Origin of the sequence: Thermogladius sp. 4427co, from assembly GCF_051933805.1 — an archaeon.
Lineage (GTDB): Archaea > Thermoproteota > Thermoprotei_A > Sulfolobales > Desulfurococcaceae > Thermogladius.
The window spans coordinates 1,076,576-1,102,388 of record NZ_CP196893.1; the positions used below are offsets into that span (position 1 = coordinate 1,076,576).

Consider the following 25,813-nt stretch of genomic DNA (forward strand, 5'->3'; position numbering starts at 1 on the left):
GGGGTTGTGATTGGACAAGCCTGGAGGGTTTATCGAGGAATGTTTGAAAGAAGCCTTAGCGAGGACTCTATTAGAGCATTTCGGGCTCGATATAAGTATTACCTACGGCTGGTTTGAAGCTGAGAAGCTTAAAGTATCTAGAACCCCGGATAAGAAGTTAGGAGACTACTCTATTGCACTCCACTATTTTTTCAAAGAGCTGAAACAGCCTTCGGGCGAGTGGGATAGGATAGCTGAGAAGATAATCGCGGGGATTAGAGAAAAATTTAGCGATAAATGCTTTATTAGAGAAGCCTCGTTCGTCAACGGATACCTCAATATAAGGATTGATTTTGACAAACTCTCGAAACTTCTACTACCGAGAATTCTCAGCGGAGACGTATTCAGGGATTTGGCTAAGATTGGTGGGGGAAAGCATGTTATAGTAGAGCATACAAGCGCTAACCCGGTCCACCCTCTACATATAGGGAGCGGGAGAAATAGTGTGATAGGAGATACTTTCTCAAGGCTCCTAGCGAAGCTAGGGTTTAGGGTTACCAGGAGGTTTTACGTTAACGACATGGGGAAACAAGTCGCGATACTAACATATGGCGTATCCATACTTGAGAAAAATAATGTAAAACCATTAGAAAATATGAAACGAGACCACTGGTACGGTATAGTATATGCTTTGACAAACCTTGTTATCGAAGAGAAAAGGTTCCTCCGCTATCTATCAAGTCTAGAAGCAGATTTATGGAGGACTCTAGAAGACTTCGTGAATACAGTTAGGGCAGAAGGATTAATAAGTTTAGAAGACCTAGAGGAATTAGATTCGGTCTTAGCAAAGAAAACGCTTAAACACGACTCTGCCAAACTTTTTAGAAAAACCCGGGAATTACTAAGCAAGTATCAGGAGAAGCTATCAACCCACCGCAGCTTCAACGAGTTATGGTCTAAGATAGAGGAGTACTTGAAAGCGTGGAGAGAATACTTGAAACTCATGAGGCAGATCGCTGAGTTAGCGAAACATGCTCCAGACGCGTACATCGCTTTGTCAAGTAGTATCGTAGATTACGAGAAAGCTATTAGAGATATCAGGGAGTTGATGAAAAGGTGTGAGGAGGAATCTCCAGAAATACTCTCCTTATTCAACAGGGTTTCCAGAGAAGTTGTTGAAGGATTCAAAGAGACACTGAGCAAGCTGGGGATTGAATTCGACGGGTTCGATTGGGAGAGTTCTAGAGAGATCCTCCAGCTAGCTCACAGCATTAGCAGAGAGGCCGAAAGTAGGGGGTTCGCTAGAAGGGAGGAGGGAGCATTGCTTGTAGACTTAGACAAGGCTTCTGAGGAGAACGAGTTTATTTCTGAATTATTCAAACCCGACAAGCCGGGGAAATTCATCATAGAGAGGAGTGATGGCACAACATTATATGTTACAAGGGATATCGCGTACACTATCTACAAATTCAGGGATCTAAAAGCTGAGATAGTGTATAATGTTATTGCTAGCGAGCAGACGAGGGAGCAAAAGCAGGTTAAAGCCGTTCTCTACCTCCTGGGCTATGATAAAGAGGCTAAGAACTTGATCCATTTCGTATATGAGCTCGTAAGGCTTAAAGGGCTTAGGATGAGCGGGAGAAGAGGAGTCTATTACACGCTAGACGAGCTCGTCAGGGACTACTATAGTATTGTATCGAAAATATATTATAAGACCCTAAGCGGCCCTAAAGGAGGTACTAGAGGTGCTGGCAAGGAGGTCTTAGAGGCTCTAGCAGTCGCTAATGCTAGGTCGCTACTGTTGTCTGTAGAACCTTTGAAAGTACTAGTATTCGACCCTTCTAGGCTAGAAGAGCAGACTATGGGTTCAACCATATTATACTCTTACGTAAGGGTTCAGAGCATACTCAGGAAGCTGACAGGCCTCGAACCCCTCGATAACTTAGAGAAGATAGCATCTATAGCGCTAGAAGGAGATTGGAGCGGGTACCAACCATCTTTAGTAGAGGAAGAATTATTGAGCCTGCTGGGCGACTACGATAAGGTATTAGTATCTTCCTATAATAGTATGAAGCCTAATAGGATAATCGAATACGCGGTTAATCTAAGCAATACCCTTAATAAATTCTATGAGACTCACAGGGTTATCGGAGAGAAGGATCCCAGGGCTAGAGCGTTCAGGATAGCTTTAGTCACTTCTTCTCTACTAGTCTTAAAAGAGCTAGTAGATATCCTCGGTTTCCCACATGTTAGAACCATATAATCGGCTATAGTCTCGTTATGTCAGCCTATTATTTTTCGACCGGTATAAGAATATTTTTATACAATCCAGATATGAATATATCAATGGTGTAAAAATGAGTAAGGCTCTGGAATGGATTAGACTACACCACCAGTATCTTGCTACTACAACCCATGATAGGGAGAATCTACCCCTGGTGATCGAAAGAGGCGAGGGAGTGTGGCTGTATGATGTTGATGGTAGGAGATACCTTGATTTCTCGAGTAGTATAGCGGTAAATAGCCTAGGCTACCCGAGCCATCCCGAAGTAGTTAAAACAGCTATTGAACAGATCCAGTTAATAGCACATGCTGCCGGGACAGATTTCTACAACCCTTACCAGGTCAGGCTAGCGATCAAACTAACAGAGGAGACCCCTGGAACCTTCCCGAAGAAAGTATTCCTGGCAAACAGCGGTACAGAAGCAAACGAGGCAGCATTGAAGATAGCTAGGACTTCTACCAGGAGACCTCTATTCATAAGCTTCCTAGGCGGTTTCCACGGTAGAACCTTCGGTAGTCTAGCTCTCACCGCTAGTAAAAGCGTCCAGAAAAAGAGGCAGTTCCCGTGGATGCCAGGGGTATTCTACGTCCCATACCCTAACCCATATAGGAACCCGTGGCATATAGACGGCTACGAGCAGCCCGGCGAGCTAACCAATAGAGTGATCGAGTTTATAGAAGAATATATTTTCGACAAGATCGCCCCACCGGACGAATTCGCCGGCATTTTCTTCGAGCCTATACAAGGCGAGGGAGGATATGTCGTACCCCCGAAGAACTTTTTCGAAGAGCTTAGCAAGCTCGCCAAGAAGCATGGCATACTCTTAATAGACGACGAGGTTCAGATGGGCCTTGGTAGAACAGGGAGGATGTGGGCTATAGAATACTTCAATATTGTACCAGATATATTGACTACAGCGAAAGCCCTGAGCGGTGGGCTGATACCGATAGGCGCGGCAGTCTACAGAGCTGAACTAGATTTTGAGAAGCCTGGTATGCATAGTAATACCTTTGGAGGTAACGCATTAGCTGCTGTTGTAGCGTTAAAGGTAATAGATATAGTCAAATCTCTCCTGCCTCATGTTCTAGAATTAGAGAAGCTTTTCAGAGACGAATTAATAGAGTTGAAAGATAGGTTCGAGAGAGTAGGGGATGTCAGAGGGCTGGGCCTGGCGTGGGGTGTGGAGTTCGTTAGGGATAGGAGGAGCAAAGAACCCGATATCGAGCTACGGGATAGAATACTGAGGGGATCGCTTAGCAAAGGCCTAGTGTTACTAGGGTGCGGGAAAAGCGTTATAAGGCTAATACCCCCGCTTGTGATAAGCGAGGAGGAGGCAAAACAGGGCCTCAATATATTCAAGCAGGTTGTTAAAGAATCAATAACCTAAGACACGAATATTATCTTTGGGAAGAACCCCATGGCTGAAATCGCTCAAACGGAATGTTTCCTAGAGTATTGACAATTTACAATTTCTACTGATCTGCTACTAAACAAACCGGTTTTCTTAATAGATACATGCCTAGTCAATGATTCGCTAATATTCTAATCATCTCAAGTAATAGATTAAACCCTTGATGTTTAAAATTAATAATTGATGATGACCTTTCGGTCGCCCGGAACAGTGAAGAGTATTCCTCCCACTGAAGAACAAGATTTTTAATATTGCGATTAAAGCGTGAGATGGGTAAATATAGTGTTAAGATAATACCTGTATCTACGTGTATCAACTTTATATATCCGTGGGTATAATATAATTACCAAACTCGGTGTATTGGGTGTTCGCATGAGGTCTATTGCCAAATCCGTTCTAGCTGCGATAATAGTTGTTATAGTAGTAATAGCAGGCGTAGGCGTGTGGTATTATTATTCCAAGACGGCTCCCCCGGCGACGACTACTACGACTCAGACTACTACACCAGCCCACAAGTATAAGATAGCTGTCGTATACGATATAGGTGGTAGAGGAGACCTGAGCTTCAACGACATGGCGTACCTGGGTGCTATGAGGGCTAAGCAAGAGCTCGGTGTTGACGTAACAGAGGTTCAGAGCGTTACGGAGCAAGACTACCTGCCTAACCTTAGAACTCTCGCCCAGAGCGGGCAGTATCTCGTGATCATAGCTGTAGGATTCCTGATGTCATCAGCCGTAAACCAGACCGCCCAAGAGTTCCCTAACCAGCTCTTCGCAATTATAGATGCTGTAGTAAACCAGCCTAATGTACTAAGCGTCGTATTCAAAGAACACGAGGGTAGCGCCCTAGTAGGGGCTCTAGCAGGCATGGTCGCACACTACTATAACTGCTCCGCTGTAGGAGTAGTCCTGGGCATGGAGATCCCCGTCCTATACAAGTTCGAGGCTGGATACTACTGGGGTATAAGGTGGGGCGAGCAGTACTATGCCCAATACACTAAGCAAACTATCACCCCGTTGAAAATCCTCTATACATACACCGGTAGCTTCAACGACCCTGCTAAAGGCATGACTGCTACACAAGCCCAGCTAGCTCAGGGAGCTTGCGTAGTCTACAATGTTGCCGGTGCTACAGGCCTGGGAATTATCCAGGCAGCCCAGCAGGCTGGCCAGAGCGCTGGCAAACAATTTGGTCCACCGTTCGCTATAGGAGTTGACAGCGACCAGGACTGGATAGCTCCTGGGTTTGTAATAGCGAGTATGGAGAAGAGGGTTGACGTAGGCGTTTACGAAGCTGTCAAGAGGGCTATTGAGTACAAGGAGGGCAAGATAAGCAAGTATGGTGGAGTGCTAGAGCTAGGTTTGAAAGAAGGAGGAGTAGCGATGAGCAGTGTAGAGGATCTACAGACATTCCTACAGATAGCTGAACAAGCAGGTAGGAAGGTTAATGCGACTGAGATTATACAGAAAGTCCAAGAAATGAGATCCCGGATACCCAGCTGGATCTGGGATGCCGTAAATCAGTTAAAGAACCAGATTATAAACAACCCGTCTGGGATCAAGGTCGATAATCTGACATTTGCCGATATTGAGAACATGGTTCCATACGATGCTTCGAAGATAGCAATAGTCAGACAGGATTTAAACGTAGGTTAGTGTATTATCTCAAATTTAAATTTAGATAATTATTTTTAACCTGGCCCTCCTACATATCAAGACAAGACTTGGTGTCTATCTATATGCCTACTGATTACGCAGTAGATATGAGGAGGATTGTCAAGATCTACCCGGATGGTACAGTAGCTCTCCGAGGCGTGGATTTTAGGGTGGAGAAAGGCGAGATACATGGTCTCCTTGGAGAAAACGGAGCTGGCAAAACTACTTTGATGAAAATACTTGCGGGAATTCTCAAACCAACCAGAGGCGAGATCTACATTTTTGGCAGAAGGGTTGTTTTCAACAGCCCTAGCGATGCTTTGAAACATGGTATTGGGATGGTAGCCCAATACCCTGCTCTAGTCCCAGTGTTTAAAGTCAGAGAGAATATTTTCATGGGTTTAACCCGTAGCGAGGCTGATTTGAAGAAGCTAGAAGATCTTATGAATAGGACTGGGCTACGGGTAGATCCTGAAGCAGTTGTTGAGACTCTACCGATGGGTGTTAGACAGAAAGTCGAGATATTGAAAATACTGTACAGGAATGTTAGAATCCTGATACTAGACGAGCCGACGACTAATCTGACACCCGGTGAGACCGAAGAGTTATTTAAAGTGCTAAGAAAGCTTAAAGATGAAGGGGTAACCACGATATTCATATCACACAAGCTGAAAGAAGTATTAGCGATAACAGATAAAGTGACTGTGCTTAGAAGAGGGCAGGTAACAGGTGTTGTTGAAACAGGGAAGACGACAGCAGAGGAGCTAGCTAAGCTAATGGTCGGGAGGGGAGTGTTCTTGAAAATAGAGAAGAAGCCTCCTAGGTATGGGAGCGATATTCTCATAGTCAAAGACCTCTGGGTTAAAAGCGATAGAGGTACCTGGGCTGTGAAAGGAGTTAGTTTCAGCGTTAGAGAAGGCGAGATATTCGGCATAGCGGGTGTTGAAGGAAACGGTCAGAAAGAGCTAGTAGAGTCTATTACTGGTTTAAGAAAGGTTGAAAAAGGAAAGGTGTATCTTGGAAGCCGGGATATTACTAATCTCGAGCCCGGGGTTCTCTACGAGCTCGGATTAGCCCATATTCCGGAGGACAGGGTTGCTATGGGTTTGGTTCTCAACATGAACGTGGCGGAAAATTCGATACTCGGTATTCATAAAAATAGTGATTACACAGGTCGGATGGGTATTCTGAAAACAAAGAATATTCTAGACCATGCCTCAAAATTGATTAAAGAATTCGATATACTGACGAGAAGCCCGCTCTCGCAGGCAAAGAGTTTAAGCGGAGGTAATCAGCAGAGATTAGTGCTTGCTAGAGAGATTTCCAAGAATCCGAGCGTAATAATAGCTTCTAATCCTACTAGAGGTCTAGACATTGCCTCTACAGAGTATATAAGGAGGAAGCTACTAGAGCTCAGAGACCAGGGTAAGGCTATACTCCTTGTCTCGGCCGACTTAGAAGAGATCCTCCAGCTGAGTGATAGATTCGCTATAATGTACAATGGTGAGTTCATGGGTGTTGTAAAACCTGAGGAGGTAGATGAGAAGACCGTTGGTTTGATGATGGGTGGTTTTAGGCTAGAGCAGTTGAAGGGTGTAAGTAGATGAGCCTTGCTTCAACTAGCTTAGAGTACATTGCTTACTTCTCCGAGATCGTTCTAGCCATAATAATTGGTCTAGCAGTAGGAGCTGTAGTAATGTGGATTGGTGGATATGACCCGTGGCAGGCTTATTACCAGCTGTTCGTACCTTCTCTTACAACGCCATATGGGATATATATGACTCTGAGTTTCGCAACACCAATCATCCTGACAGGTCTAACGTTCGCGATAGGTGTTAGAGCAGGGTTGTTCAACATCGGGGCAGAAGGCCAAATGTATATGGGTGCTCTCGGAGCTGTATTGTACGGGGCGGTCAGCCTACCCTTTTTCGCTTACCTCCCCATGGAATTCCTAACCGGTATTCTACTAGCGGTTCTATGGGGGTTTATAGCCGGGTGGCTGAAAGCGTATAAAGGCGTTAACGAGGTTGTTTCAACAATAATGCTGAACTGGATCGCCTACTGGATCGTTGAGACAATGAGAGTGTATGTTATACCTAACCCGATTGATGCTTCAAAAACGGTTTCTGTCCCCCCATCTGGTAGACTCCCTCTTCTAATACCTAATACGGAATTATCAGTGGGTTATATCATAGCTGTTCTAGCAGCTGTATTAATGTACTTTATACTGTGGAAGACTGTAATAGGATACGAGATAAGAGTTGTAGGATATAATCCTACTGCCGCGAGATACGCTGGAATCAACGTTAGAAAGGTTGCTCTATACTCGTTCATCCTGGGAGGGGTGACATCTGGGCTGGCAGGAGTGTGTGAGGTCGCTGGACGCCCGCCCTCGTATGCTATAACAACAGGTTTAAGCAACCTTGTCAACCTAGGTTTCGACGGGTTAACAGTCTCGCTAGTAGGAGCTAACCACCCGCTAGGTATAATACTCTCTTCGATACTTATAGGAGCTATGAAAGCCGGTTCGAGGAATATGCAGATATTCGCGCACGTACCTTTAGAGATGGTCCAGACGGTTCAGGGTATTATCATAATAGCTCTATCCGTTCCAGGCGTAGTAAGACTTATTATAAGAAGGATTAGGAGGTGAGTGTTGATGGATCCTAGTATGATCTACCAGCTTATAGTCCAGACGATTAATGCTACAACACCTCTACTCCTTGCTGCTACAGGCGAGATAATAGGTGAAAGAGCTGGAATTGCGAATATCGGTCTAGAAGGGATAATGCTGATAACGGCTTTCATGGCTGTTCTAGCAGACGTATTTATCGGCGGCCCATTGTGGGGAGTCTTAGTTGCTGTTGCCGTAGGAATAGTTTTAGGCGTTATACATGGCACTATAGCTGCATACCTTAAAGGGGATCAGATAGTTGACGGTGTAGGTCTGAATCTATTTGCTCTGGGCTTTGTAGCGTATTCTATTATAGCTTTCTTCCACGTTGCAGGCTACTATACCATTAGCTGGGACAAGGCTGTCCCTAAGTTCTACGGTATATCCCCGATCGCTGTGCTAGCTATTATAGTAGCAGTATTATCCTACTGGCTACTCTTCAAAACCCAGACAGGGCTCGCTATAAGGAGCTGTGGTGAAAACCCCGAAGCAGCAGACTCTGTTGGGATACATGTGGAGAGAATCCAATTGTATTCATCGATGATAGTCGGTGCTTTAACAGGTCTCGCAGGGGCTTTCCTAAGCATTGACTGGAACGCTAGCATAACCAAGCAGATTTCAGCTGGAAGAGGTTTTATAGCGCTGGCAATAGTGAACTTCGCTAACTGGAACCCTCTACTAGGTCTCGCAGGCAGCTTCTTATTCGGCTTCTTCTGGGTTGTAGGAGAATGGATAAAGAATATTGGCTGGCTAAAGGCTATAATACCTGTAGAACTAATCAACACGGTGCCATATGCTGCAACACTAATTGTAGTTGCTGGTGTAATAGGTAGGTCTAGACCTCCTAGATACGTAGGGGTACCGTACAAGAGAGAGTAGGCACTCTTTTTATAATCTAATCCTTTAAGATTCCCTCTCGCCATCTACTGTTTTAGGAGTCGTCTCAGGTGATTGCTCTCGGGGTAGGATAATAATCGGTTTTAAATCAACTAATGCTTCAGCTATCTTCCTCCTGGCGGAGTCAAGGATCCTCCAGTACGTAGCTTCTGAAACATTCATTCTCAGAGACGCTTCCCTAACATTTAACCCCTCTAGGTAGGCTAGTCTGAACGCTTCAACCTCGTCGTGGAACAATACTACACCATTCAGCATACTATACGGAGGTCTTAGAGTAGACGGGACAAAGACTACATTCCCGTAATAGAATTCAACCCTCCTTGGTACAGGAGGCCTACCGCCCCTCCACTTTCTCCCGTAACCACGCCCTTTAAACCCATTCATAACTATTATACCTGCCTAACGCGTATTCCCGAAGCCTGTTTAATTAATTAGAGGGTTAAACTTAAAAGCTTTTGAAATATATTTCAAAAATAGGCGAGCCGAATGGGTTGGTGGAGAGGATACTGGAGCCCTTGGCCAGGCCACGGCCCCTGGAGCTATCTGCCACCGTGGATGAGGCCTGGGTGGTACTTGTGGTGGGGGTTTAGAGGGGTTCCTCCAGTCTATCCATCCGCGCCAACATTAACCAAGGAGGCTGAAATAGCCTACCTAGAGAACCTAAAGGCATACCTACAGGATGCGCTTAAATATGTTGAAGACAGGCTTAACCAGCTTAAGAGCTCGAAATAACACGCCGCCTCTCTAGGAATTCTTTGAAGATACTAATATCTATGTTTTTAACCAATTCATTGCTCCTCTCTATAATCTCGATCTCCCAGCCTCTGAGAGAAGGACAGATATAGCATCCGAGCCTGTAGAAACCGGTGTCGTATAGAGGGTTCTTCCTAATGCCTAAGACCTCGTAGGCGGACTGGAGGAGTAGCGTACTCCACTGTTTCAGCGGGTAGGCATAAGTTAGATTACCTTTTTTGAACACCGGGGGTTTTAGACTCCTCGACTCGGACTCTACATCTCTATCGCCTACTATGACAACACACTCGCTACCCTTACCGCAATACTCCGTATAGGTTTCCTCGAGTTTCGATACCTTGAGCCTAGAACACCATCTATCGTGGTGTGTTGGGAAACCTTTAGAAAGGAGAAGGGGTTTAAGATCTAGCCTTTTCACGACAGGCTCTATACCAAGCTCCTCAGATACTTGTCTTATAAAATACCTGTTTAAGGGTAGGTCGACATCTATATCTACGAAAACAGGTATGACTTTGCTCTTACCGTAAACGGCGAGAGCTAGATTCAACGCCATTGTACTATCCTTACCACCACTCCAGGGGACGAATACGTAGTCGTAATCGCCTAGATGGCCTAGCCAGTTCTTAACGGCCTCAACGATCTCCATAATATAATTGTAGTTATTTCTTGAAATCTCCTCAAGGCTTATCGTTTCAGGGCTTCTACCAATGTATTTCTCGACGCCGAGGTAGTCTCTAATAACGAAATACCCGGACACCCCGTTCCTGTCTATGATGAAGTGCCTGCCTCCGAGATCCCTGAGCGCGAGATACCAGCCTTCGGGTAAGCCTACTACATCTGACATAAAGCCCGGTACTCTGAGGGCGAAAATATCGTGGTAGACCTGGGGCTCTTCTACCAGGGATTTCCCGCGCCATCCAAACTTTATAACACCATCCTCAACGGAAATGTTGAGCCTAAGCCTTGCCCTCGCTTTTTCTATCTCAGAGAAAACCTCCTCGATCCTCATATTACGAATCTTACTCTTCTTCACAACGTGGACTACAAGCCTAGGCGAGTTGAAAGCAGGGTAGAAGCCTTTCTCAAAGTCTTCTCTATTGACAATATATATAGTGTAGAGAGCGCTGCTAATGATTGCTCCAACCCTCTCGGTTAATACACTGCTATCTCTCGAACCACCAAGAGATTCGAGTCTAATACCCCACCCCCTGTAAAACGTTTCAATAACGTGCTCGAGAGTCTTCTTATCGCTAGAGGCCCTGGTTATAATAGAATACATTGGGATCATAAGGCTGGCTTCTCCCTTCTAAGCTCGAACGATACCCTAGGTAGGAGGCCTAGCTCCATCCTGAACTGGCATGCTCTACACACCCTGTGGGACGAGGGTTCCCCACATATCTCGCATGTCTTGATCTCCTCGGCTTTAATCCTGGAGTTCAAGGATTCTATTATGCCGAGCATGCTATTAAGCAATCCCTGCTTAACCCCTGGCTGCACTTCCTCTAACTCGTTCAGCAGCTTCCTTATCTTGAACCTTATATTATACTCAGCATACGGGCATTTGTAATACTCGGGTTCGATCAAACCGTTTAGAATAGCGTATATCGTAGTCTCTTTTTCCGTAACTTCGATAAAAGGCTTAATCCTTCTAACAAATTTCTCGTGTCTAGCAACGCCTGTTACAGGACCCGACCTAGCGAGTTTCTCGAGAGTGTCTTTAGCCAGGTTCATGATAAATGTCTGAACAACATCATCCATATTATGAGCTGTTGCTACAACAGTCGCCCCCATCTCTCTTGCAACCTTATTTATGAGATATCTCCTGAATACACCACAGTAGGCGCAGGGAAGGTATGGAAGCCCCTTCTTTTTCCCTTCTTCAACCATCTCGTCGAGCGTCATACCGAAGTATTCTTTGAATGATGCGATTCTATAGGGTACTTTAAGGATCTCGTTTACCCTGAGGAAGTTTCTTATAGTATACTCCCTATAGTTTTTTATCCCCTCGTCTATTATCAATGCGGAGACGCTCCAGCCCGGGTTTTTCTTCGAGAGCTTCCATAAGAAATATAATAGTGCCATAGAATCTTTCCCGCCGCTCACGGCTACAACTATATTCTCCCTCTTCCCGAGCATCCTGTACTTGCGGATCGTCTTCTTAACCTTCTTCTCGAAATACTCGGTAAAATGCTGCCTGCAGTAGGCTAGGTTATTAACTCTGTTGATATATACAGCTGGCTTATCACAGAAGCTACATTTAACCACAACTTAAGCACCTTTAGAAGTTAGATATTGGAAAAAAGATTTATATTGGTTTAGGATCTCACGGTTCTACCAACCAAGTATGCTAGGACACCATATATCAGTCCGCTGATGAACACAGCTATTATAATCCAAAACATATAGTCCCAGGGATAGATGTCGCCGAAAAGCAACGCGTCTAAGGCTACTGCGGGAAATCCCGCCAGGCCCCCGGCTAGAGCCGAAGTCACTAATCCGAAATTCCTGTACCTACCGGCAGCGTAAGCTAGCTCGCTAGCCAGCCCTTGTGCGAATCCGTAGATCAGTGATGTAAGACCACCTGCCTGGGGTATGAGGCTTTCAATAAGGCCTGCTATAGACTCGCCGAGAAGACCTGATAAAGGCTTCCGTATTAGCACTGCCGACATAGGGGCTGCCATAAACCACAGGCCGTAGGTAACAATCCTCGCTACTATCGGACCCCCAATAGCTTTAATAATATAGTATACGGTCCACCACGGGACGAAAACTATGCCGAAAACTACTCCTACTAGCCCGAGTAGCGTGTAGTCAATACCTGTGTATCTAGCTCTCTTACCAGCATAGTATAATGCTACGGCTATAACAACTACTATGAGCACTGACGCGATTTCAAATATCATGTTCCCACCATTACTACGCTATTATAATCCTGTTATTTAAATATTAATTACAAAATTATCGACTCCAAAGCCACACTACTTCTATCCCTGCTAGTAACATGCTCCAGGCAAGGAGTCTAGTCTCTTACCTCGGTTACAGAATTATTTAGTATTAGACCCTTAGAGCTAGCATCCATTAGAAGTCTAACCAGGGCAACCCTACTTGTTTATAACCCTCTAAAGATACAATAATAAGTTACCGATCCAGAAGTTTTCTAATTGAAAGGCTATTGTTAGCCACGTGTAAACCCGTCTACTACTGATCCAACCTTTTACCGGGGGGTACTTATACTTATGAACTGGAAAGTAATAGGGGCTTATACTGGTCTAAAGAAGTCCTAGCAGCTCCTATCTATATACAAGCTTGAACTCGCGCCGGATTTTTCTAAGAGAGAAACCTCTCAATTCAATTGATATACCAGTCCATACAGCCCTCTCATACCCTGTCCTCAGCAATGGTGTTAGAATACTCGCAAGGTCTGATGGTAGAAGGGGTATGGTTCTCTTACCTCTCTCCCTCCTCACATTCTGTATTTCGGCTAGGTCCCTTGCTACGAGAGGTATCAGCCTGAAAGCGTATGCGATAGCAAATGAAACCCCCTTGGGTATCCCGAGCTCTTTCTCGAGGCCTCTAGCTATTTCGAAAGGCGTATAGCTTGCGATAAACCATGCGCCAGCCCCTGCTATAATGAGGAGTCTAAGCGTTACCCTAACGAATCCTTCTACAGCATTAGCCCTGATCGTAAAACCATGGAATTCCAATACTGGAGCACCTGTATTTGCGAACATTAAAGCATTGACGAAGACACCGATAAGCGAGACCAGTAGGAATATGTAAACCCAGTAGATCTTCTTTATCCCCTTAGCCGGTAAGAGAGTTGAGAAGGCCGCGAGGGCTACAAGCACGGTAGTATCTGATACGATGAATGCTAACAGTGTCAATGCTAGAGCTAGTATGAAAGCTATTGAAACAGATAGCCTAGGCAATTCTAATACCCGAAGCTTTATACATTTCGGCTGCTAGGCTAATAGGGTCTTTTTCGACCAGCTTTCTACCCGTTACAAAATACGCTCTGTCGGCAAGGTCATTTAGAATCCTTGGGTCATGCGTTGAAATAAGTATTCCAGCTCCTTTTGCAGCAATCCTCCTTATTATATTAGTAAGCATGGTGAACAATGAGTCGTCTAGGCCTGTGCTAGGCTCATCCAGCAGTACAAGCTCCCTAGAGTAACCGTAAGCTATCAGGTTGGCAAGCCACCTCCTCTGTCCATGGCTTAGTTTAAAAGGGTTGTATTCCCTCGTCTCGTTAAACCACGGATACATACTTGATAGCTCGCTGAAGCTTACTTGTTTCGCGGCGTCTTTCAGCTCTTTCTCGACACTGCTATAAATAAATGTAAAATCGGGGTTCTGGGGGACGTAGAAAGACTTCTTCTTATCCAACACCTCGTATCTGAGCGGTTTTAGGAATCCTGCGATAGTCTTCAAGAGAGTGGTTTTCCCAGACCCGTTGGGGCCGGCGATCGCTACGATCTCGCCTTCGTAGACCTCGAGCTCGTCTACGTAGACTAGTGGAGTACCATAGCCAGCTTCTAAATCTCTTATATATAGGACTCTCCTCTCACCTTTACTCTTCTTCCTATCACCCCCTATTTCTATCTCTACCTCTCTAACCGATTCTTCGACTAGTTTACCATTGACAACCCTGAGTTCCCGGTCCGCGAGTCTAGTGAAGTACATTGGTTTATGTTCGGCTATTAAAACGGTCAGACCCCTCTTTTTAAATTCTTCGACAGCTCTAGCAACTATGTTTATTGACCATGGGTCTAGCGAAGCGGTTGGCTCGTCGAGGATGATTAAAGAAGGTTTGTGGACCAGGGCTGATGCGATAGTGAGCTTCCTCTTCTCGCCCATCGATAATTTATCAACATGCTCTTCGGCTTTACCAGCTAGCCCATATTCCTCTAAATACCTAACAGCGGTTTTACGGGCTTCCTCAGTATCGAATCCGAGGTTTTCAAGAGTGAACACTAATTCTGCTAGAGGAGTAGGCATAGCGATTTGCCTATCAGGGTCTTGCAGGACTATCCCTGTATACCTAGGCACCTTTCTAAACCCGTCCTGGCTTAGAGGGTTGACTCCGCTCAAATCAACTATTCCTTTGACATAACCATTAAGTAGATTGTTTAGTACGCCGGTTACGGCTAGGATGATCGTAGTCTTGCCAGAGCCCGAGGGTCCTGTAAGTATTGTTACACTACCTTCTTCGAGCTCGAACTCAGAATCTTTCAGAACACTCTTCACGACACTACTTCCACCGTATTCTAGAATATATCCCACTTCACGAAGCTTTACGGTAAGCATTCTCTTAACCTGGTTATCGATATATTGAAAAACAGATTATAATAGGTATACCAAGGAGTATTGAGTAATTGGTTTAGGCAGGAGCCTTCATCGATTAAGGAAAGTCCTCAGGGAATATTCCTGTCTAGGAACATACTCTATTTCGGTGAGGTTATTGTGAAAGAGCCTTCTCCAGGTTCGAACACGTAGTAAGTAATCTTTTCCCTATTAACTGATACGTACCCATACGGTGTTGGCGTCCATTTCTGTTTTCCAGCCTCAACCCTGGCGTCTTCGATGCCCAGAGACCCGGTTTTCTCGTATAGCATACTCCTGTACTTCGATACCAGTTCTCCCAGGCTCGACCTTGAGACGGCTAGGCATTCAAGTAGCTTGACTAGTGTTATTATAGAATCATAGCCCAGACTGAAAAGTGGTATCGCCACGTGGCCAGTTACTCTATAGGCTAGGTAAGGTCTTGATTTAGCCATGTAGTTTATGAGATTATTCTCATCTCCCACCTCAATTAGTTTAACGCCTTTCTCCTCGAGCATTCTTTTTAGAAGTCTAGGTGCAGCTGGCTCTACTACTATGCTTGCTTCCCTGGGGGCTCCAAGGGATATGGCATAGGCGACTTCATCGGGCAGTAATACCCTGCCTTCGCTGTCTACAACAGACATAGAGGATGCGTCGTTGTTGAATACGACCCCTAGCTCTGCTCCAGTAGCTTCAACAATCTTCTTGACCTGCTCGATCTCTTTGAGGAACGGGTATTTCGATTCGTATGCTTTAGTCTTGATATTCTGGAGTAGGACGTAGTCTATGCCCAGGGATTTGAGTATATCCGGTATAACTACATCTGCTGGAGAGTAGGCTGTGTGGACGACTATCTTGAAATTCCTAGAAGCGATCTCATCTACTTTCACGAAACTAAGAATGCCCGAGACGTATAGTTTATGGATGTATTCCGAGTACATAACCCAACCTACTTCACTAAGCCCCACCCTTCTAACCTCTATATCGTCTAGCCTCATGTTAGATGCTAACACTTCGTAGCCAGGCGATCTAAACAGCTTTAACATTACAGAATCAGGCACCGAGTGTGATGTAGTAAATAGGAAACCTCCTTTAACCCCGAACCTTTTAATACTAAACGATATCTCACCGCTCAAAGACTCGTGGAAGTCCATGACTTCGACGCCAGTACTCATTAAGCCGGCTGTAAAAGCTCTTTTCAGCATCCTTGAAGACGGGTTGTAATCCCTCCCGCTTACTACGATAGACCCTTTACCCAGCCAGGAACCGATTTTCTCACCGAGCCTAGCCGCCTCGTCTGGCGTGAAATCCTCGTTGGGTACTCCTATAAACCGGTTATCGTAGACTTTTAGCATCCTAGCCCACCTGCTTATTCGGTACATTCGCTGAATATACGTCTTCGGCTAGGGTGTTCCCGGAGCCTACTATTGAATTTACAATTTTCACGCTCTTAACCCTTACTTTGTTCAGTAATATAGATTCTCTAACATAGGAGTTCTCGTCTATGATAGTATCCCACCATACTATAGAGTTCTCGATCCTACTACCTTTTTTCACAATAACATTCCCTTCGAGGCTAACATACGGTCCTACAATAGCCCCTTCTTCTACAACAGCGCCCCGTCCTATGTATACAGGAGGGTAGAGAGTTCCATTTACCTCGCTATCACTATGTATGTAAACACCGCTTGATACCATTTTGCCATCAGCTCTAAAAGTTTTAACATACCCTGATATTACGTCCCATACAGCTTTCATATACTTCGCAGGGGTCCCAATATCCTCCCAGTAGTGTCTATAGCTGGGTATATACCCGTAGCACTTGTATCCTTCTTCAACCATCATAGGAAACAGGTGTCTCCCGAAATCCAGTAGCGAGGCGTTCGATGAAATGAGTCTGAGCGCTCTATCTCCTAACGCGTATATTCCAGCATTTATGAGATTGCTAAAGGAGCTTACGCCTTTGATTTTATAGAATGCGAGGCTAAGCATGTATATCTCGAGGCTAACAGGTTTCTCGGTGAAGAGTAGTATTCTCCTCGAGTCGTCTACTAGTACTATGCCATACTGGAGAGGGTTATCCGCTTCTGTGAGGAATATTGTGGCGTCTGCCCCTGTTTCCAAGTGTTGCTTAAGCATATCCCTGATATCCATGTCTGAGACGATATCGCCCATCGACACTATTACCTCATCCCCTAATTCGTTCATTATCAGCCTTACACCATCAATGGTATCTTTCGAATCTAGAATTCTCACCTCTACGTTAAGCATATTCCTTTCAACATAATCTTTAATAACATAGGCCTTGTAATTAGCTGAGACATAGATCCTGTCAAAGCCCATACCCTTAAACCAGTCAATCAAGTGATGTAAAAGGGGTTTTCCAGCTATAGGTACCATGGGCTTGGGTAAAACTTCTGTCAGTGGTCTAAGCCTCGTTCCAAGCCCTCCGGCTAGTATGACCAGGCTTACACCCATTAACCCGCATCCCGTCTACACCTATCATTATCGTAATCAATTTTTTAAACTATGACTTTTACAGGAATAATTGGCGGTAGTAATGTATTTTACGAATGAAATCGTGAAAGAAGTTATCGAGAAGTATAGGACGATATGGGCGCTAGGCCACGCTCTATCATTATTGAGCTGGGATAGCGAGACAAACATGCCTAAGCAGGGTTTAGAAGAGAGAGCTATAGCAAGGGCCGAGCTAAGCCTCCTAGTGCAACAACTTATTCTAAAACCAGAGTTCGTCCAGTTAGTTGAGAAAGCTAGTAGAGTAGAGGGGTTAAACGATTATGAGAGAGGGGTTGTCAGAGTCTTGGAGAGAGAAATAAGGATTATGAAATCTATTCCGCCGAAGCTACTAGCTGAACTAGAGAAGACTACCCAGGAAGCTATGTATGCTTGGAGGATTGCTAAAGAATCCAACGATTTCAGCAAATTCCAACCCTACCTAGAGAAGATCGTTAAGTTAACAAGGGAGAAAGCCGATTACCTAGGCTGGAGAGAACACCCTTACGACGCATTACTAGACCTCTACGAGGAAGGGTTGACATCTAGGGATGTAGATAGTATATTGAACCCCCTGGCTAAAGAATTAAAATCGATACTAGACAAAGTAAGGTCTCTCGGGAGGTTCCCTGACAAGCATGTTTTAGAAGACGAGAAATATGATAAGAGCTGGATGGAGAAAGTTAATCATGAAGTATTAAAGATCCTTGGATATCCTTTAGGCGAAAGGGCTAGACTAGATGTATCAGCACACCCGTTCACAATATCCGTAGGATTAGACGATGTCAGGATTACCACGAGATACGAGGGATTCGACTTCAAGAGGAGCCTTCTGAGCACTATACACGAATTCGGTCACGCACTGTACGAACTCCAGATCGACCCAGGGCTTAAATTCACACCTCTAGCAGAAGGGGCGAGCCTAGGTATTCACGAGGGCCAGAGTAGGTTCTGGGAGAATATCGTGGGGAGGAGTAAGGAGTTTATAGCATTAATATATCCTGTACTAAAAGAGAACCTGCCTTTCATAAGCAAGTATACGGTGGAAGAAGTCTACCTCTACTTCAATACTGTGAGACCTAGCCTGATACGTACAGAAGCAGATGAAGTAACCTACAACCTTCATATCGTGGTAAGAGCTACTCTCGAAAAACAGATGATCGAGGGTTCTGTAAAGGTAAGCGACCTCCCCGAGCTATGGAATAATCTAATGGAGGAGCTAGTAGGCGTGAGGCCGAAGACGTATAGTGAGGGAGTACTACAGGATATACATTGGAGTATGGGCTCGATCGGGTATTTCCCGACATACACGCTAGGAAACCTTGTTGCAGCCCAAATGAAGTATCATATAGGGAGGGAGTTCAAGCTAGAGGATAAGATCGCAGAGGGTGGTTTCGAAGAAGTAAAGAAGTGGTTAAGGGATAAAATACACAGGTTTGGAAGGACGTATACTCCCAAAGACTTGTTGAAGAAAGCTTTCGGCGAAGAGTATACAGTGGAATACTTTATTAGGTACCTCAAAGAGAAATACTTGAGCTGAAAATCTTAAGTTTAAAAGTTTTTTTTTATTGATCTAATAACGTATATGGTGGAAAGAGTAGATTGCATCCTGTCAAACTAGGCATCTTCTTAAATACCGTGTCAATGATCCTGCTCGGGATAGGTGCGTTAAACTCTCAATCTCTAAGCGTAGGGGCGGGTTTTCTAAACGATCTCGCCGACACGCTAGGATTAACTATATTATTAATTGGTAGGAGGAATGCTAAGAGGAAGATATCCTGGTATCCTTTCGGACTAGAGAGAGGAGCATACGTTGCTAGTCTTATCGCGCTAATGATATTCTCTGGGACTGTGGTAGGTTATGTCGTGAACAAAATAATGTATACAAACCTAGAGGATTTCCACGTTTCTTCCAATTATTTGTCGATTACTAGCACACTACTAGCTATGATGCTGAATCTTACTGTTTTTGGATACGTCCTAATCTTCTATACCAGGATGGGAAGAGACCATGACCCGAGTATTAGGAGTATGATTGTTGACACGTCGGCAGATTCTTTAACAGGAGTTGTCTCGTTTCTAGCCGTATATACCAGGGACAGGTTCGTTGATATTGCAGGTAGCATAATAATCGTCGGTATTATAATCACCCTCTCGATCGCTACTGGGCTGAGATTCTACGAGGTTCTAGTAGGACGTTCCCCGCCTAAGAAAGTATTGAAGAAGGTTTTAGACGCTATCCTTAATATAAATGGCGTCGTAGACGTTAATCTCTTCAAAGCAGTAATGTTAACGGAGGACACGTATCTTCTAATCCTCCAGGTTGAAGCAGCCGAGCATATAGGTGTTAAAGAAGCGGAAGCGCTCTCCGACAATATAGAAAGGATTGTTAAATCGGTCGAGCCAAGGTTTAAGTACGTGTATATTGAGGTAGTGCCGAGAAAAGCTGAGCCGCCTACATTTAAACAAATTATTAGAGAGATCGATGGTATGAGTGAATAGTCTTTGAATACTAGAGGCTTTTTAGCATACTATTTACGTTCCTTATAAACTGGGATATTTTCACAACATCAACCGTTTCGGAAGGATCGTGGGTTCTAACAATATGGGCGCCTCTGTAGACGGCTATTGCTGTAGCGGCTAATGAACCGTATAATCTCTCCGCAGGATCGCTCCTACCTGTGATAGCGCCTATGAACGATTTCCTCGAGACTCCTATTAGAATAGGTTTATTGAGTGATCTTAGTTCATCTAGCGAATCTATTATAGCAGAATCCCATATGTACCAGGGTATTTCGCTAAATCTATTGAATCCTATACCAGGATCTACCACGATCCGCTCTTCGCTAACTCCGTGTTCTAGGGCTATTTCAATAGACTCTCTGAGAGCTTGGATAACGTGCTCGATCGGATGCTTCTTCTTATCGTATGTTTTAACCCTAGCGACTACTATTATAGGAGCATCGTATTCCCTAGCTAAGTCTGCTAAACGGGGGTCTTCCCTAAGCCCTGAGACATCGTTTATTATCCTGGCCCCTGCTTTCAAAGCTTCCGCAGCCACATAATACCTAGTGGTGTCTACAGATATAGGCTTTTTAACACTAGTGTTTTCAACTATTACCCTAATAGCTTCAACAACACGCTTGGCTTCGACTTCTACTGGGACATCTGTATTCAGATAGGGTGCTGTAGACCTTCCCCCTATATCTATGAAGTCGACTCCTGCTTTATCGAATCTAATAGCTGTCTCAGCGATTTCGTCAACCCTCCTTTTAACGCTTAGCTTATAGAATGACTCGGGGGAGGTATTGATAACCCCCATTATCCTTACGGGTTCCCCGTCTCCAACAGGTATTCCAGCTATATTCGCTCTAATCATAACCTAGCACTACAATATATTTTAGTCCAGGACTCGTAAAAGAGCTTAAGCATAGATGCCTGGTGTTATCGGTTGGATACAAACCCCATGGTTAGAGTCGTGAATTTAACCAAGGTTTTCAGGAGTGGTGTGAGAGCAGTAGATAACATAAGCTTTACCGTTAGTGAAGGAGAGATTTTTGGATTGATCGGGCCGAACGGAAGCGGTAAAACCACTACGCTTAGGATAATGTCGACTCTCCTAAAACCTACAAGCGGAGATGTCTTCATAGCCGGTTATAGCATTATAAAAAACCCGTTGGAGGTTAGGAGGATAATAGGATATCTGCCTGAAGAAGCTGGTGCATACAAGGATCTCTCGGGGTATGATTTCATAAGGCTCATGCTATCCCTTAGATTCAAAGGCTTAGACCTCGAGGAGAGAACTGATGAAGCTATTTCGCTGAGTGGTCTCGGAGAGTTTATCGAAAAACCTATTAAAACCTATAGTAAAGGCATGAAGAGGATGCTAGCTCTCAGCGTTGTGTTAGCCTCCCACCCAAGGGTTCTAGTACTTGACGAGCCAACGTCCGGTCTAGACGTGGAGAAAAGCCTTCAAGTAAGGAGTATTATAAGAGCATACAGGGAGAAGGAGAAAGCTACAATAATTCTCAGCAGCCACAACATGCTTGAGATAGAGACGGTATGCGACAGGGTTGCGTTAATATATAGGGGGAGGATTATTGCTGAAGGAGGTATCGATTATTTAAAAGAAAGGTTCTCAGCTAGGAACCTCGAAGAAGTATTTGTTAAAACGGTGGCGGAGCATGGTTTTTAAACCACTCCTAATTCGGGAGACAAAGGCGCTCCTCAAAAACCCTGGCTTCATACTAACACTGATACTACTCCCCTTATTCTACACCGGCCTAGGGTTATCGATTAACGTAGGCATTAGACAGTCAATGCCGCAATTCACGGGCCTGGTAGGGGTTGTAGATAATGATAACACTAGTTTCTCTAAATGGTTCATCAGTGTTCTGAACAATACGTTGAATGGCAGAATCTATTATGTAGATAAAGAGGACATATATGCGTCAGACTACCCGGTTATAGTCGAGATACCGAGAGGGTTTAGTAGTGAAGCCTTTAACTCGACACCAGACCTCATCGTCTACTCGAGAGTGAACGGGTTCTCGATCGCTAGTATAGGAGCTGCCTCAAGCGCTATATCCCAAGGGTATTTCACCGAAGCCTACAGGATGGCTCTAGCTACTTATAGAGGGAGGGTTAATCCGGGGCTGTTCAACGCGTCTCTAAACGTGGCCAATAGGATTATTTATGGAGGGAGAGAGATCGATTATATTGTAGCTAATAGTGCGACCACGATCGGTTTCCTATCGTCTCTCGTAGTATCTATAATGATGGCTTTCACGATTGGTTTCGCGACGCAGATTAGTGCGATGGAGAAATCCGAGAAAGCTTTTGAACTACTGCTAGCGCAACCGGTTAGGAGGAGTAGTATAGCGTTAGCCAAAATACTTGCTTCAATGATAGCATCGCTTATAATGGGGTTAGTATACTTCGCGAGCCTCATAATCCTCTTCGCATCGAGCCTCCAGGTATCTACGGCTCCGCCAACAGGTTTCGTCTCGCCTCAAGCCACTTATCAAGCATTAGATATTCTGAGGAATACAACGTTATATACTATTCTAACGACCATACTAGGGATGCTCCTAGCAGGGGGCGTAGGAACCCTCATAGGTGGTCTAGTAAGCGACGAGAGGACAGCGGGGATTATAGTCGCACCGCTAATCATGATATTCTTCGGGATCTCAATCGTGATCGAATTCATTGGTATAACCCCGAGTATAGCTTCTGCCTTAGTCTCAGGGGCGGCACTCATATTAATACCGTCTCTAGCAAGCATCTCCATACTACTTGGAGCTACAAGCTACATCTACTTATCGTTAATTGTGAGCGCTCTCGAAATCATTGCTCTGATTGTAGCAATCATCAAATTGTACAACAGTGAAATAATTGTTACAGGGCTGCAGATAGGTTTGAGGAGGAGAGAGTAAGAACTATCGTGAGGCGAGACTCTCCAGCTGATAGTATAAATCGGATAAGCTATTTGAAACCTTGAATACGTTTAAAGAGATTATGAAGTATCTTTCTTGCGGATAGCCTAGGCTACTCCAGTACTGGCTCCACGAGGTGACTAAGTCTTGGAGATTACTTGGGGCTCCCTGTCTAAACGGTATGAAATCTAAAACTGCGAAACCGTTTTGTAAGAGCCATTTCTTCACAGAGGGGTAGATTAGCAGTGGGGGTATTCTAATAGTGTAGCTGTCTTTGATATTGATTATAATGAAAGCATTATACCCGTTAAACCAGTTTCCGGCGGGATCGATCAAATACCAGGTGTTATTTATATATGATGCTACAGCTACATGACCGTATCCATTGCTTTGGAAAGCTATTAGAAATGTCTTGTTAAACCCCTGGGCGTAGAGATATGAGTAGATGAAAAGAGCTAGGTCTTCGCAATCGCCTCCATGATCTAGGAGTGTCTCGTTTACAGGCTTCCAATAGTCTCTTAACGCGACAGGGTCGAATTGGTAGTAGAAGTTCAACAATGTATAGTTCACAATATTGAATGGGATACTTCCCGGGGTCAGGTTGAGCTCTAGCCCGCGTATTAATTCTATATTAATTAATAGAAAGGAGTTAATGAAAGAGATATTATTTGTGATAAGCGTTATCACGCCGATAGGAGTCGACAAATAGGCTTTCAACGAATGCAGTTCGTCTTGTAGAACCACTAGCTGATTTATTAGTAAGTCCGTGTTACCTTTCAACCAATTGTTCAGGGTTTGTAGCTCGTTATTTAGTTTCTCCACTAGCGACTTGTAGTAGTCGAGTTCAGCTGTAAGATTACTTATTAGCTGTATGTAATAAGTTCTATTCTCTTCAAGCGATCTATTGAGTTGCGAGATCTGGTTCTCGTACATTGATACAAGGCTCTTATAATAGCTTATGTTGCTCTCAAACCACTCCAATACTTTATTATAAGCGTTCTTATAGCTTTCGAGCTGGCTTTCCAGGCTTGTAAGATTTGATTTAAGCCCTACTATAGTAGAGTTTAAACGAGCTATTTCGGATTTGTATACATCTACTTTCCTGGATAGATTGGCTATTGTCGAATTAAGGTTATTCACTGTTTGGATATGGTAGAATAATAACAGTATAAAAGTCAGAGAGGCTACGGCTATTAGATACTTGCCATCCAAGACCAGCACCTTGTAGTATACTAGGTCAGGGCCTTATTTATACTCGGTATTCTAGTAGGACAACTCTCAAGGTATTACACGAATTTTTTGCGACACGATATTTATTCCAGGATGGCGTCAAGTACCTCGTCTAAATGAACTCTCAAGAGATGGAGGTATATCCCTCTTCTCGTGAAAGGACCTTTCCCGCAGAAACCGCAGTAGTACATGCCTTTCTTCAATTTAACAATACTATTACCCTTCTCCTTAACGAACCTTGTAATCCTGTGCCAGTCTCTAATGTTGATAGAGTCTTCGTCTACCCCTAGCTTCAACACTTTTCTTATAGCGTATCTCGCTATCATTGTTTCACTTGCTCTATCCAAGAACCTCGCCATTACTGTTCTTAATCATTATTGATAATACACTTTTAAGCAGGATGGCAGTCTATTTTTTAGCGTTATTACTATTATTCTTATAAACCACGCCCTCGATAAATTAGTGGAGGCGTGGAGACGGTTATGGAGAGAGTGTTTGTTGTAGGCGCTGGTATGACTAAGATAGGTAGGTTTTACGAGAGGAGTGCCAGGGATCTGTTCCGGGAAGCATTATGGAAAGCTATTGACGACGCTGGGGGACTGAGGCCGCAGGCTATAGTAGTTGGGAATATGACTTCAAGTGTTTTAATGGAGCAGGATAGTCTAGGTGCGCTACTAGCAGACTACTCGGGTTTTAGAGGGCTCCCGGCTTTCAAGGTAGAGGCAGCGTGTGGTAGTGGAGGAGCGGCTGTATACGCAGGTTACGCACTAGTTAAATCGGGGCTAGTAGATGTTGTTGCTGTAGGAGGTGTTGAGAAGCTTACAGAGGGAGTTACTAGCGAGGCTACTAAAGCACTTGCTCAAGCCGCAGATTCTGAATACGAATTAATCTACGGAACTACTTTCACAGGCCTCAACGCTCTCGTCATGAGACTCTACATGGAGACTTTCAAATACGATAGGTCAGATTTCGCTTATTGGCCTCTGAGAATGCACGAGTATGCTTCCTACAACCCTTACGCACAGCTGCCTAGGAAGACTACGCTCGACGCTATCCTGAACAGCCCGCTTATAGCAGACCCTATAAGGCTATTTGACGCATCCCCGATAGGTGACGGGGCGGCTGTAGTCCTCCTAGTTAGGGGTGAGGAGAGAGCCAGGGAGGTTGCTAAGGCGGTAGGGAAAGATATCCTAGTAGAGCTCGCTTCAGTGTCTATGGCTACAGATAGCGTCGATCTTGCTTCTAGAAGAGACCTTTTAACTATGGAGTCTACTGTTAAAGCAACCAGGGAGGCCCTGGGTAAAGCCGGACTAGAATTAAAGAATATAGACTATGCTGAAGTCCACGACGCGTTTAGTATTACAGGGCTCCTGGCTCTTGAGGATATAGGTTTTGCGCCTAAGGGTGAAGCGCCTAGATTATGGAAAGAAGGGAGATTTGGTAAAGGTGATAAACCGGAGGTAAATTTCAGCGGTGGGTTGAAGGCGAGAGGACACCCTGTTGGGGCTACCGGAGTCTACCAGGTTGCGGAAGCATTTATGCAGATCAGAGGCGACTTCCCTGGCTTCAAAGCTTCTTCGCCTGAGACAGCGTTAACCCATAACATCGGCGGGGTGGCTACATTTACATCAATAGCAATACTTAAGAGGTATAGGTAG

General features: G+C 44.5%; 23 protein-coding genes. 12 read left to right on the top strand and 11 right to left on the bottom strand.

The annotated features are described in order from the left end of the window. Nucleotides 1-10 precede the first annotated feature (10 nt). The 6 genes from argS (at nt 11) to ACSU1N_RS06100 (ending at nt 8,883) form a co-directional block, all read left to right on the top strand. A complete protein-coding gene (gene argS / locus ACSU1N_RS06075) occupies nt 11-2,242 on the top strand; it encodes an arginine--tRNA ligase domain-containing protein (RefSeq protein ID WP_440059349.1) in 2,232 nt (743 codons plus the stop codon). A 94-nt stretch (nt 2,243-2,336) separates the two neighbouring features. Next, complete coding sequence (locus ACSU1N_RS06080; RefSeq protein WP_440059350.1) at nt 2,337-3,650, top strand: acetyl ornithine aminotransferase family protein; 1,314 nt, start codon at nt 2,337-2,339, stop codon at nt 3,648-3,650. A gap of 396 nt (nt 3,651-4,046) precedes the next feature. Beyond that, the gene (locus ACSU1N_RS06085; RefSeq protein WP_440059351.1) at nt 4,047-5,330 is read left to right on the top strand and encodes a BMP family lipoprotein; all 1,284 of its coding nucleotides are present in this window, start codon (nt 4,047-4,049) and stop codon (nt 5,328-5,330) included. Nucleotides 5,331-5,413: 83 nt separating this feature from the next. Continuing rightward, complete coding sequence (locus ACSU1N_RS06090) at nt 5,414-6,937, top strand: ABC transporter ATP-binding protein (RefSeq protein WP_440059352.1); 1,524 nt, start codon at nt 5,414-5,416, stop codon at nt 6,935-6,937. Beyond that, nucleotides 6,934-7,983, top strand: coding sequence for an ABC transporter permease (locus ACSU1N_RS06095; RefSeq protein WP_440059353.1), 1,050 nt, complete (start codon nt 6,934-6,936; stop codon nt 7,981-7,983). Before ACSU1N_RS06090 ends, ACSU1N_RS06095 begins: the two co-directional genes overlap by 4 nt. A 6-nt stretch (nt 7,984-7,989) precedes the next feature. Beyond that, nucleotides 7,990-8,883, top strand: coding sequence for an ABC transporter permease (locus ACSU1N_RS06100; RefSeq protein WP_440059354.1), 894 nt, complete (start codon nt 7,990-7,992; stop codon nt 8,881-8,883). Nucleotides 8,884-8,907: 24 nt separating this feature from the next. On the opposite strand, the gene ACSU1N_RS06105 is transcribed toward ACSU1N_RS06100, so the two are convergent. Next, on the bottom strand, nt 8,908-9,285 hold the full coding sequence (locus tag ACSU1N_RS06105) for a DUF134 domain-containing protein (protein WP_440059355.1): 378 nt from the start codon (nt 9,283-9,285) through the stop codon (nt 8,908-8,910). 102 nt (nt 9,286-9,387) lie between these two features. Between ACSU1N_RS06105 and ACSU1N_RS06110 the strand changes: the two genes are divergently transcribed. Then, complete coding sequence (locus ACSU1N_RS06110) at nt 9,388-9,633, top strand: hypothetical protein (RefSeq protein WP_440059356.1); 246 nt, start codon at nt 9,388-9,390, stop codon at nt 9,631-9,633. Here the strand turns inward: ACSU1N_RS06110 and ACSU1N_RS06115 are convergent. The 7 genes from ACSU1N_RS06115 to ACSU1N_RS06145 form a co-directional block, all read right to left on the bottom strand. Beyond that, nucleotides 9,617-10,933, bottom strand: coding sequence for a phosphoadenosine phosphosulfate reductase domain-containing protein (locus ACSU1N_RS06115; protein WP_440059357.1), 1,317 nt, complete (start codon nt 10,931-10,933; stop codon nt 9,617-9,619). The two genes, ACSU1N_RS06110 and ACSU1N_RS06115, sit on opposite strands and share 17 nt — an antisense overlap. 5 nt (nt 10,934-10,938) lie before the next feature. Continuing rightward, nucleotides 10,939-11,919 (bottom strand): TIGR00269 family protein, encoded by a 981-nt coding sequence (locus tag ACSU1N_RS06120; RefSeq protein ID WP_440059358.1) that lies wholly within the window; start codon nt 11,917-11,919, stop codon nt 10,939-10,941. A gap of 50 nt (nt 11,920-11,969) precedes the next feature. Continuing rightward, nucleotides 11,970-12,557: an ECF transporter S component gene (locus ACSU1N_RS06125; RefSeq protein WP_440059359.1), complete on the bottom strand. Its 588-nt coding sequence runs from the start codon at nt 12,555-12,557 to the stop codon at nt 11,970-11,972. Between the two features lie 387 nt (nt 12,558-12,944). Further along, nucleotides 12,945-13,583: an energy-coupling factor transporter transmembrane component T gene (locus ACSU1N_RS06130; RefSeq protein WP_440059360.1), complete on the bottom strand. Its 639-nt coding sequence runs from the start codon at nt 13,581-13,583 to the stop codon at nt 12,945-12,947. Further along, a complete protein-coding gene (locus ACSU1N_RS06135) occupies nt 13,576-14,961 on the bottom strand; it encodes an ATP-binding cassette domain-containing protein (protein WP_440059361.1) in 1,386 nt (461 codons plus the stop codon). The genes ACSU1N_RS06130 and ACSU1N_RS06135 overlap by 8 nt, the downstream gene beginning before the upstream one ends. A 137-nt stretch (nt 14,962-15,098) precedes the next feature. Further along, on the bottom strand, nt 15,099-16,331 hold the full coding sequence (locus ACSU1N_RS06140) for a phosphoglucomutase (RefSeq protein ID WP_440059362.1): 1,233 nt from the start codon (nt 16,329-16,331) through the stop codon (nt 15,099-15,101). Nucleotide 16,332: 1 nt separating this feature from the next. Continuing rightward, nucleotides 16,333-17,454 (bottom strand): sugar phosphate nucleotidyltransferase, encoded by a 1,122-nt coding sequence (locus ACSU1N_RS06145; RefSeq protein ID WP_440059363.1) that lies wholly within the window; start codon nt 17,452-17,454, stop codon nt 16,333-16,335. An 82-nt stretch (nt 17,455-17,536) separates the two neighbouring features. Here ACSU1N_RS06145 and ACSU1N_RS06150 point away from each other — a divergent pair, with 82 nt between their 5' ends. Together ACSU1N_RS06150 and ACSU1N_RS06155 are read left to right on the top strand one after the other, a co-directional pair. Further along, nucleotides 17,537-19,030, top strand: a complete 1,494-nt coding sequence (locus ACSU1N_RS06150; protein ID WP_440059364.1) for a carboxypeptidase M32 — start codon at nt 17,537-17,539, stop codon at nt 19,028-19,030. Nucleotides 19,031-19,092: 62 nt separating this feature from the next. After that, entirely contained in the window at nt 19,093-19,992 is a 900-nt protein-coding gene (locus tag ACSU1N_RS06155; protein WP_440059365.1) for a cation transporter, read from the top strand. Nucleotides 19,993-20,002: 10 nt separating this feature from the next. Here ACSU1N_RS06155 and folP read toward each other — a convergent pair whose 3' ends face one another. Next, nucleotides 20,003-20,869 (bottom strand): dihydropteroate synthase, encoded by an 867-nt coding sequence (gene folP / locus ACSU1N_RS06160; protein WP_440059366.1) that lies wholly within the window; start codon nt 20,867-20,869, stop codon nt 20,003-20,005. Nucleotides 20,870-20,956: 87 nt separating this feature from the next. On the opposite strand from folP, the gene ACSU1N_RS06165 reads away from it, so the two are divergent. Together ACSU1N_RS06165 and ACSU1N_RS06170 are read left to right on the top strand one after the other, a co-directional pair. Beyond that, nucleotides 20,957-21,685: an ABC transporter ATP-binding protein gene (locus ACSU1N_RS06165; RefSeq protein ID WP_440059367.1), complete on the top strand. Its 729-nt coding sequence runs from the start codon at nt 20,957-20,959 to the stop codon at nt 21,683-21,685. After that, nucleotides 21,675-22,925: an ABC transporter permease gene (locus ACSU1N_RS06170; protein WP_440059368.1), complete on the top strand. Its 1,251-nt coding sequence runs from the start codon at nt 21,675-21,677 to the stop codon at nt 22,923-22,925. The genes ACSU1N_RS06165 and ACSU1N_RS06170 overlap by 11 nt, the downstream gene beginning before the upstream one ends. 3 nt (nt 22,926-22,928) lie before the next feature. On the opposite strand, the gene ACSU1N_RS06175 is transcribed toward ACSU1N_RS06170, so the two are convergent. Both ACSU1N_RS06175 and ACSU1N_RS06180 read right to left on the bottom strand, forming a co-directional pair. Further along, on the bottom strand, nt 22,929-24,137 hold the full coding sequence (locus ACSU1N_RS06175; protein ID WP_440059369.1) for a transglutaminase-like domain-containing protein: 1,209 nt from the start codon (nt 24,135-24,137) through the stop codon (nt 22,929-22,931). Nucleotides 24,138-24,238: 101 nt separating this feature from the next. Continuing rightward, nucleotides 24,239-24,514 carry a hypothetical protein gene (locus ACSU1N_RS06180; protein WP_440059370.1) on the bottom strand — a complete coding sequence of 92 codons (276 nt, stop codon included), beginning with the start codon at nt 24,512-24,514 and terminating at the stop codon, nt 24,239-24,241. Between the two features lie 123 nt (nt 24,515-24,637). On the opposite strand from ACSU1N_RS06180, the gene ACSU1N_RS06185 reads away from it, so the two are divergent. Continuing rightward, entirely contained in the window at nt 24,638-25,813 is a 1,176-nt protein-coding gene (locus ACSU1N_RS06185; RefSeq protein WP_440059371.1) for a thiolase C-terminal domain-containing protein, read from the top strand.

What these genes read in the sequence shown, in the direction of transcription:
- ACSU1N_RS06080 (WP_440059350.1), top strand. Translation starts at nt 2,337, where the DNA reads ATGAGTAAGGCTCTGGAATGGATTAGACTACACCACCAGTATCTTGCT.
- ACSU1N_RS06085 (WP_440059351.1), top strand. Translation starts at nt 4,047, where the DNA reads ATGAGGTCTATTGCCAAATCCGTTCTAGCTGCGATAATAGTTGTTATA.
- ACSU1N_RS06090 (WP_440059352.1), top strand. Translation starts at nt 5,414, where the DNA reads ATGCCTACTGATTACGCAGTAGATATGAGGAGGATTGTCAAGATCTAC.
- ACSU1N_RS06095 (WP_440059353.1), top strand. Translation starts at nt 6,934, where the DNA reads ATGAGCCTTGCTTCAACTAGCTTAGAGTACATTGCTTACTTCTCCGAG.
- ACSU1N_RS06100 (WP_440059354.1), top strand. Translation starts at nt 7,990, where the DNA reads ATGGATCCTAGTATGATCTACCAGCTTATAGTCCAGACGATTAATGCT.
- ACSU1N_RS06105 (WP_440059355.1), bottom strand. Translation starts at nt 9,285, where the DNA reads ATGAATGGGTTTAAAGGGCGTGGTTACGGGAGAAAGTGGAGGGGCGGT.
- ACSU1N_RS06110 (WP_440059356.1), top strand. Translation starts at nt 9,388, where the DNA reads ATGGGTTGGTGGAGAGGATACTGGAGCCCTTGGCCAGGCCACGGCCCC.
- ACSU1N_RS06115 (WP_440059357.1), bottom strand. Translation starts at nt 10,933, where the DNA reads ATGTATTCTATTATAACCAGGGCCTCTAGCGATAAGAAGACTCTCGAG.
- ACSU1N_RS06125 (WP_440059359.1), bottom strand. Translation starts at nt 12,557, where the DNA reads ATGATATTTGAAATCGCGTCAGTGCTCATAGTAGTTGTTATAGCCGTA.
- ACSU1N_RS06135 (WP_440059361.1), bottom strand. Translation starts at nt 14,961, where the DNA reads ATGCTTACCGTAAAGCTTCGTGAAGTGGGATATATTCTAGAATACGGT.
- ACSU1N_RS06140 (WP_440059362.1), bottom strand. Translation starts at nt 16,331, where the DNA reads ATGCTAAAAGTCTACGATAACCGGTTTATAGGAGTACCCAACGAGGAT.
- ACSU1N_RS06145 (WP_440059363.1), bottom strand. Translation starts at nt 17,454, where the DNA reads ATGGGTGTAAGCCTGGTCATACTAGCCGGAGGGCTTGGAACGAGGCTT.
- ACSU1N_RS06150 (WP_440059364.1), top strand. Translation starts at nt 17,537, where the DNA reads ATGTATTTTACGAATGAAATCGTGAAAGAAGTTATCGAGAAGTATAGG.
- folP (WP_440059366.1), bottom strand. Translation starts at nt 20,869, where the DNA reads ATGATTAGAGCGAATATAGCTGGAATACCTGTTGGAGACGGGGAACCC.
- ACSU1N_RS06165 (WP_440059367.1), top strand. Translation starts at nt 20,957, where the DNA reads ATGGTTAGAGTCGTGAATTTAACCAAGGTTTTCAGGAGTGGTGTGAGA.
- ACSU1N_RS06170 (WP_440059368.1), top strand. Translation starts at nt 21,675, where the DNA reads ATGGTTTTTAAACCACTCCTAATTCGGGAGACAAAGGCGCTCCTCAAA.
- ACSU1N_RS06180 (WP_440059370.1), bottom strand. Translation starts at nt 24,514, where the DNA reads ATGGCGAGGTTCTTGGATAGAGCAAGTGAAACAATGATAGCGAGATAC.
- ACSU1N_RS06185 (WP_440059371.1), top strand. Translation starts at nt 24,638, where the DNA reads ATGGAGAGAGTGTTTGTTGTAGGCGCTGGTATGACTAAGATAGGTAGG.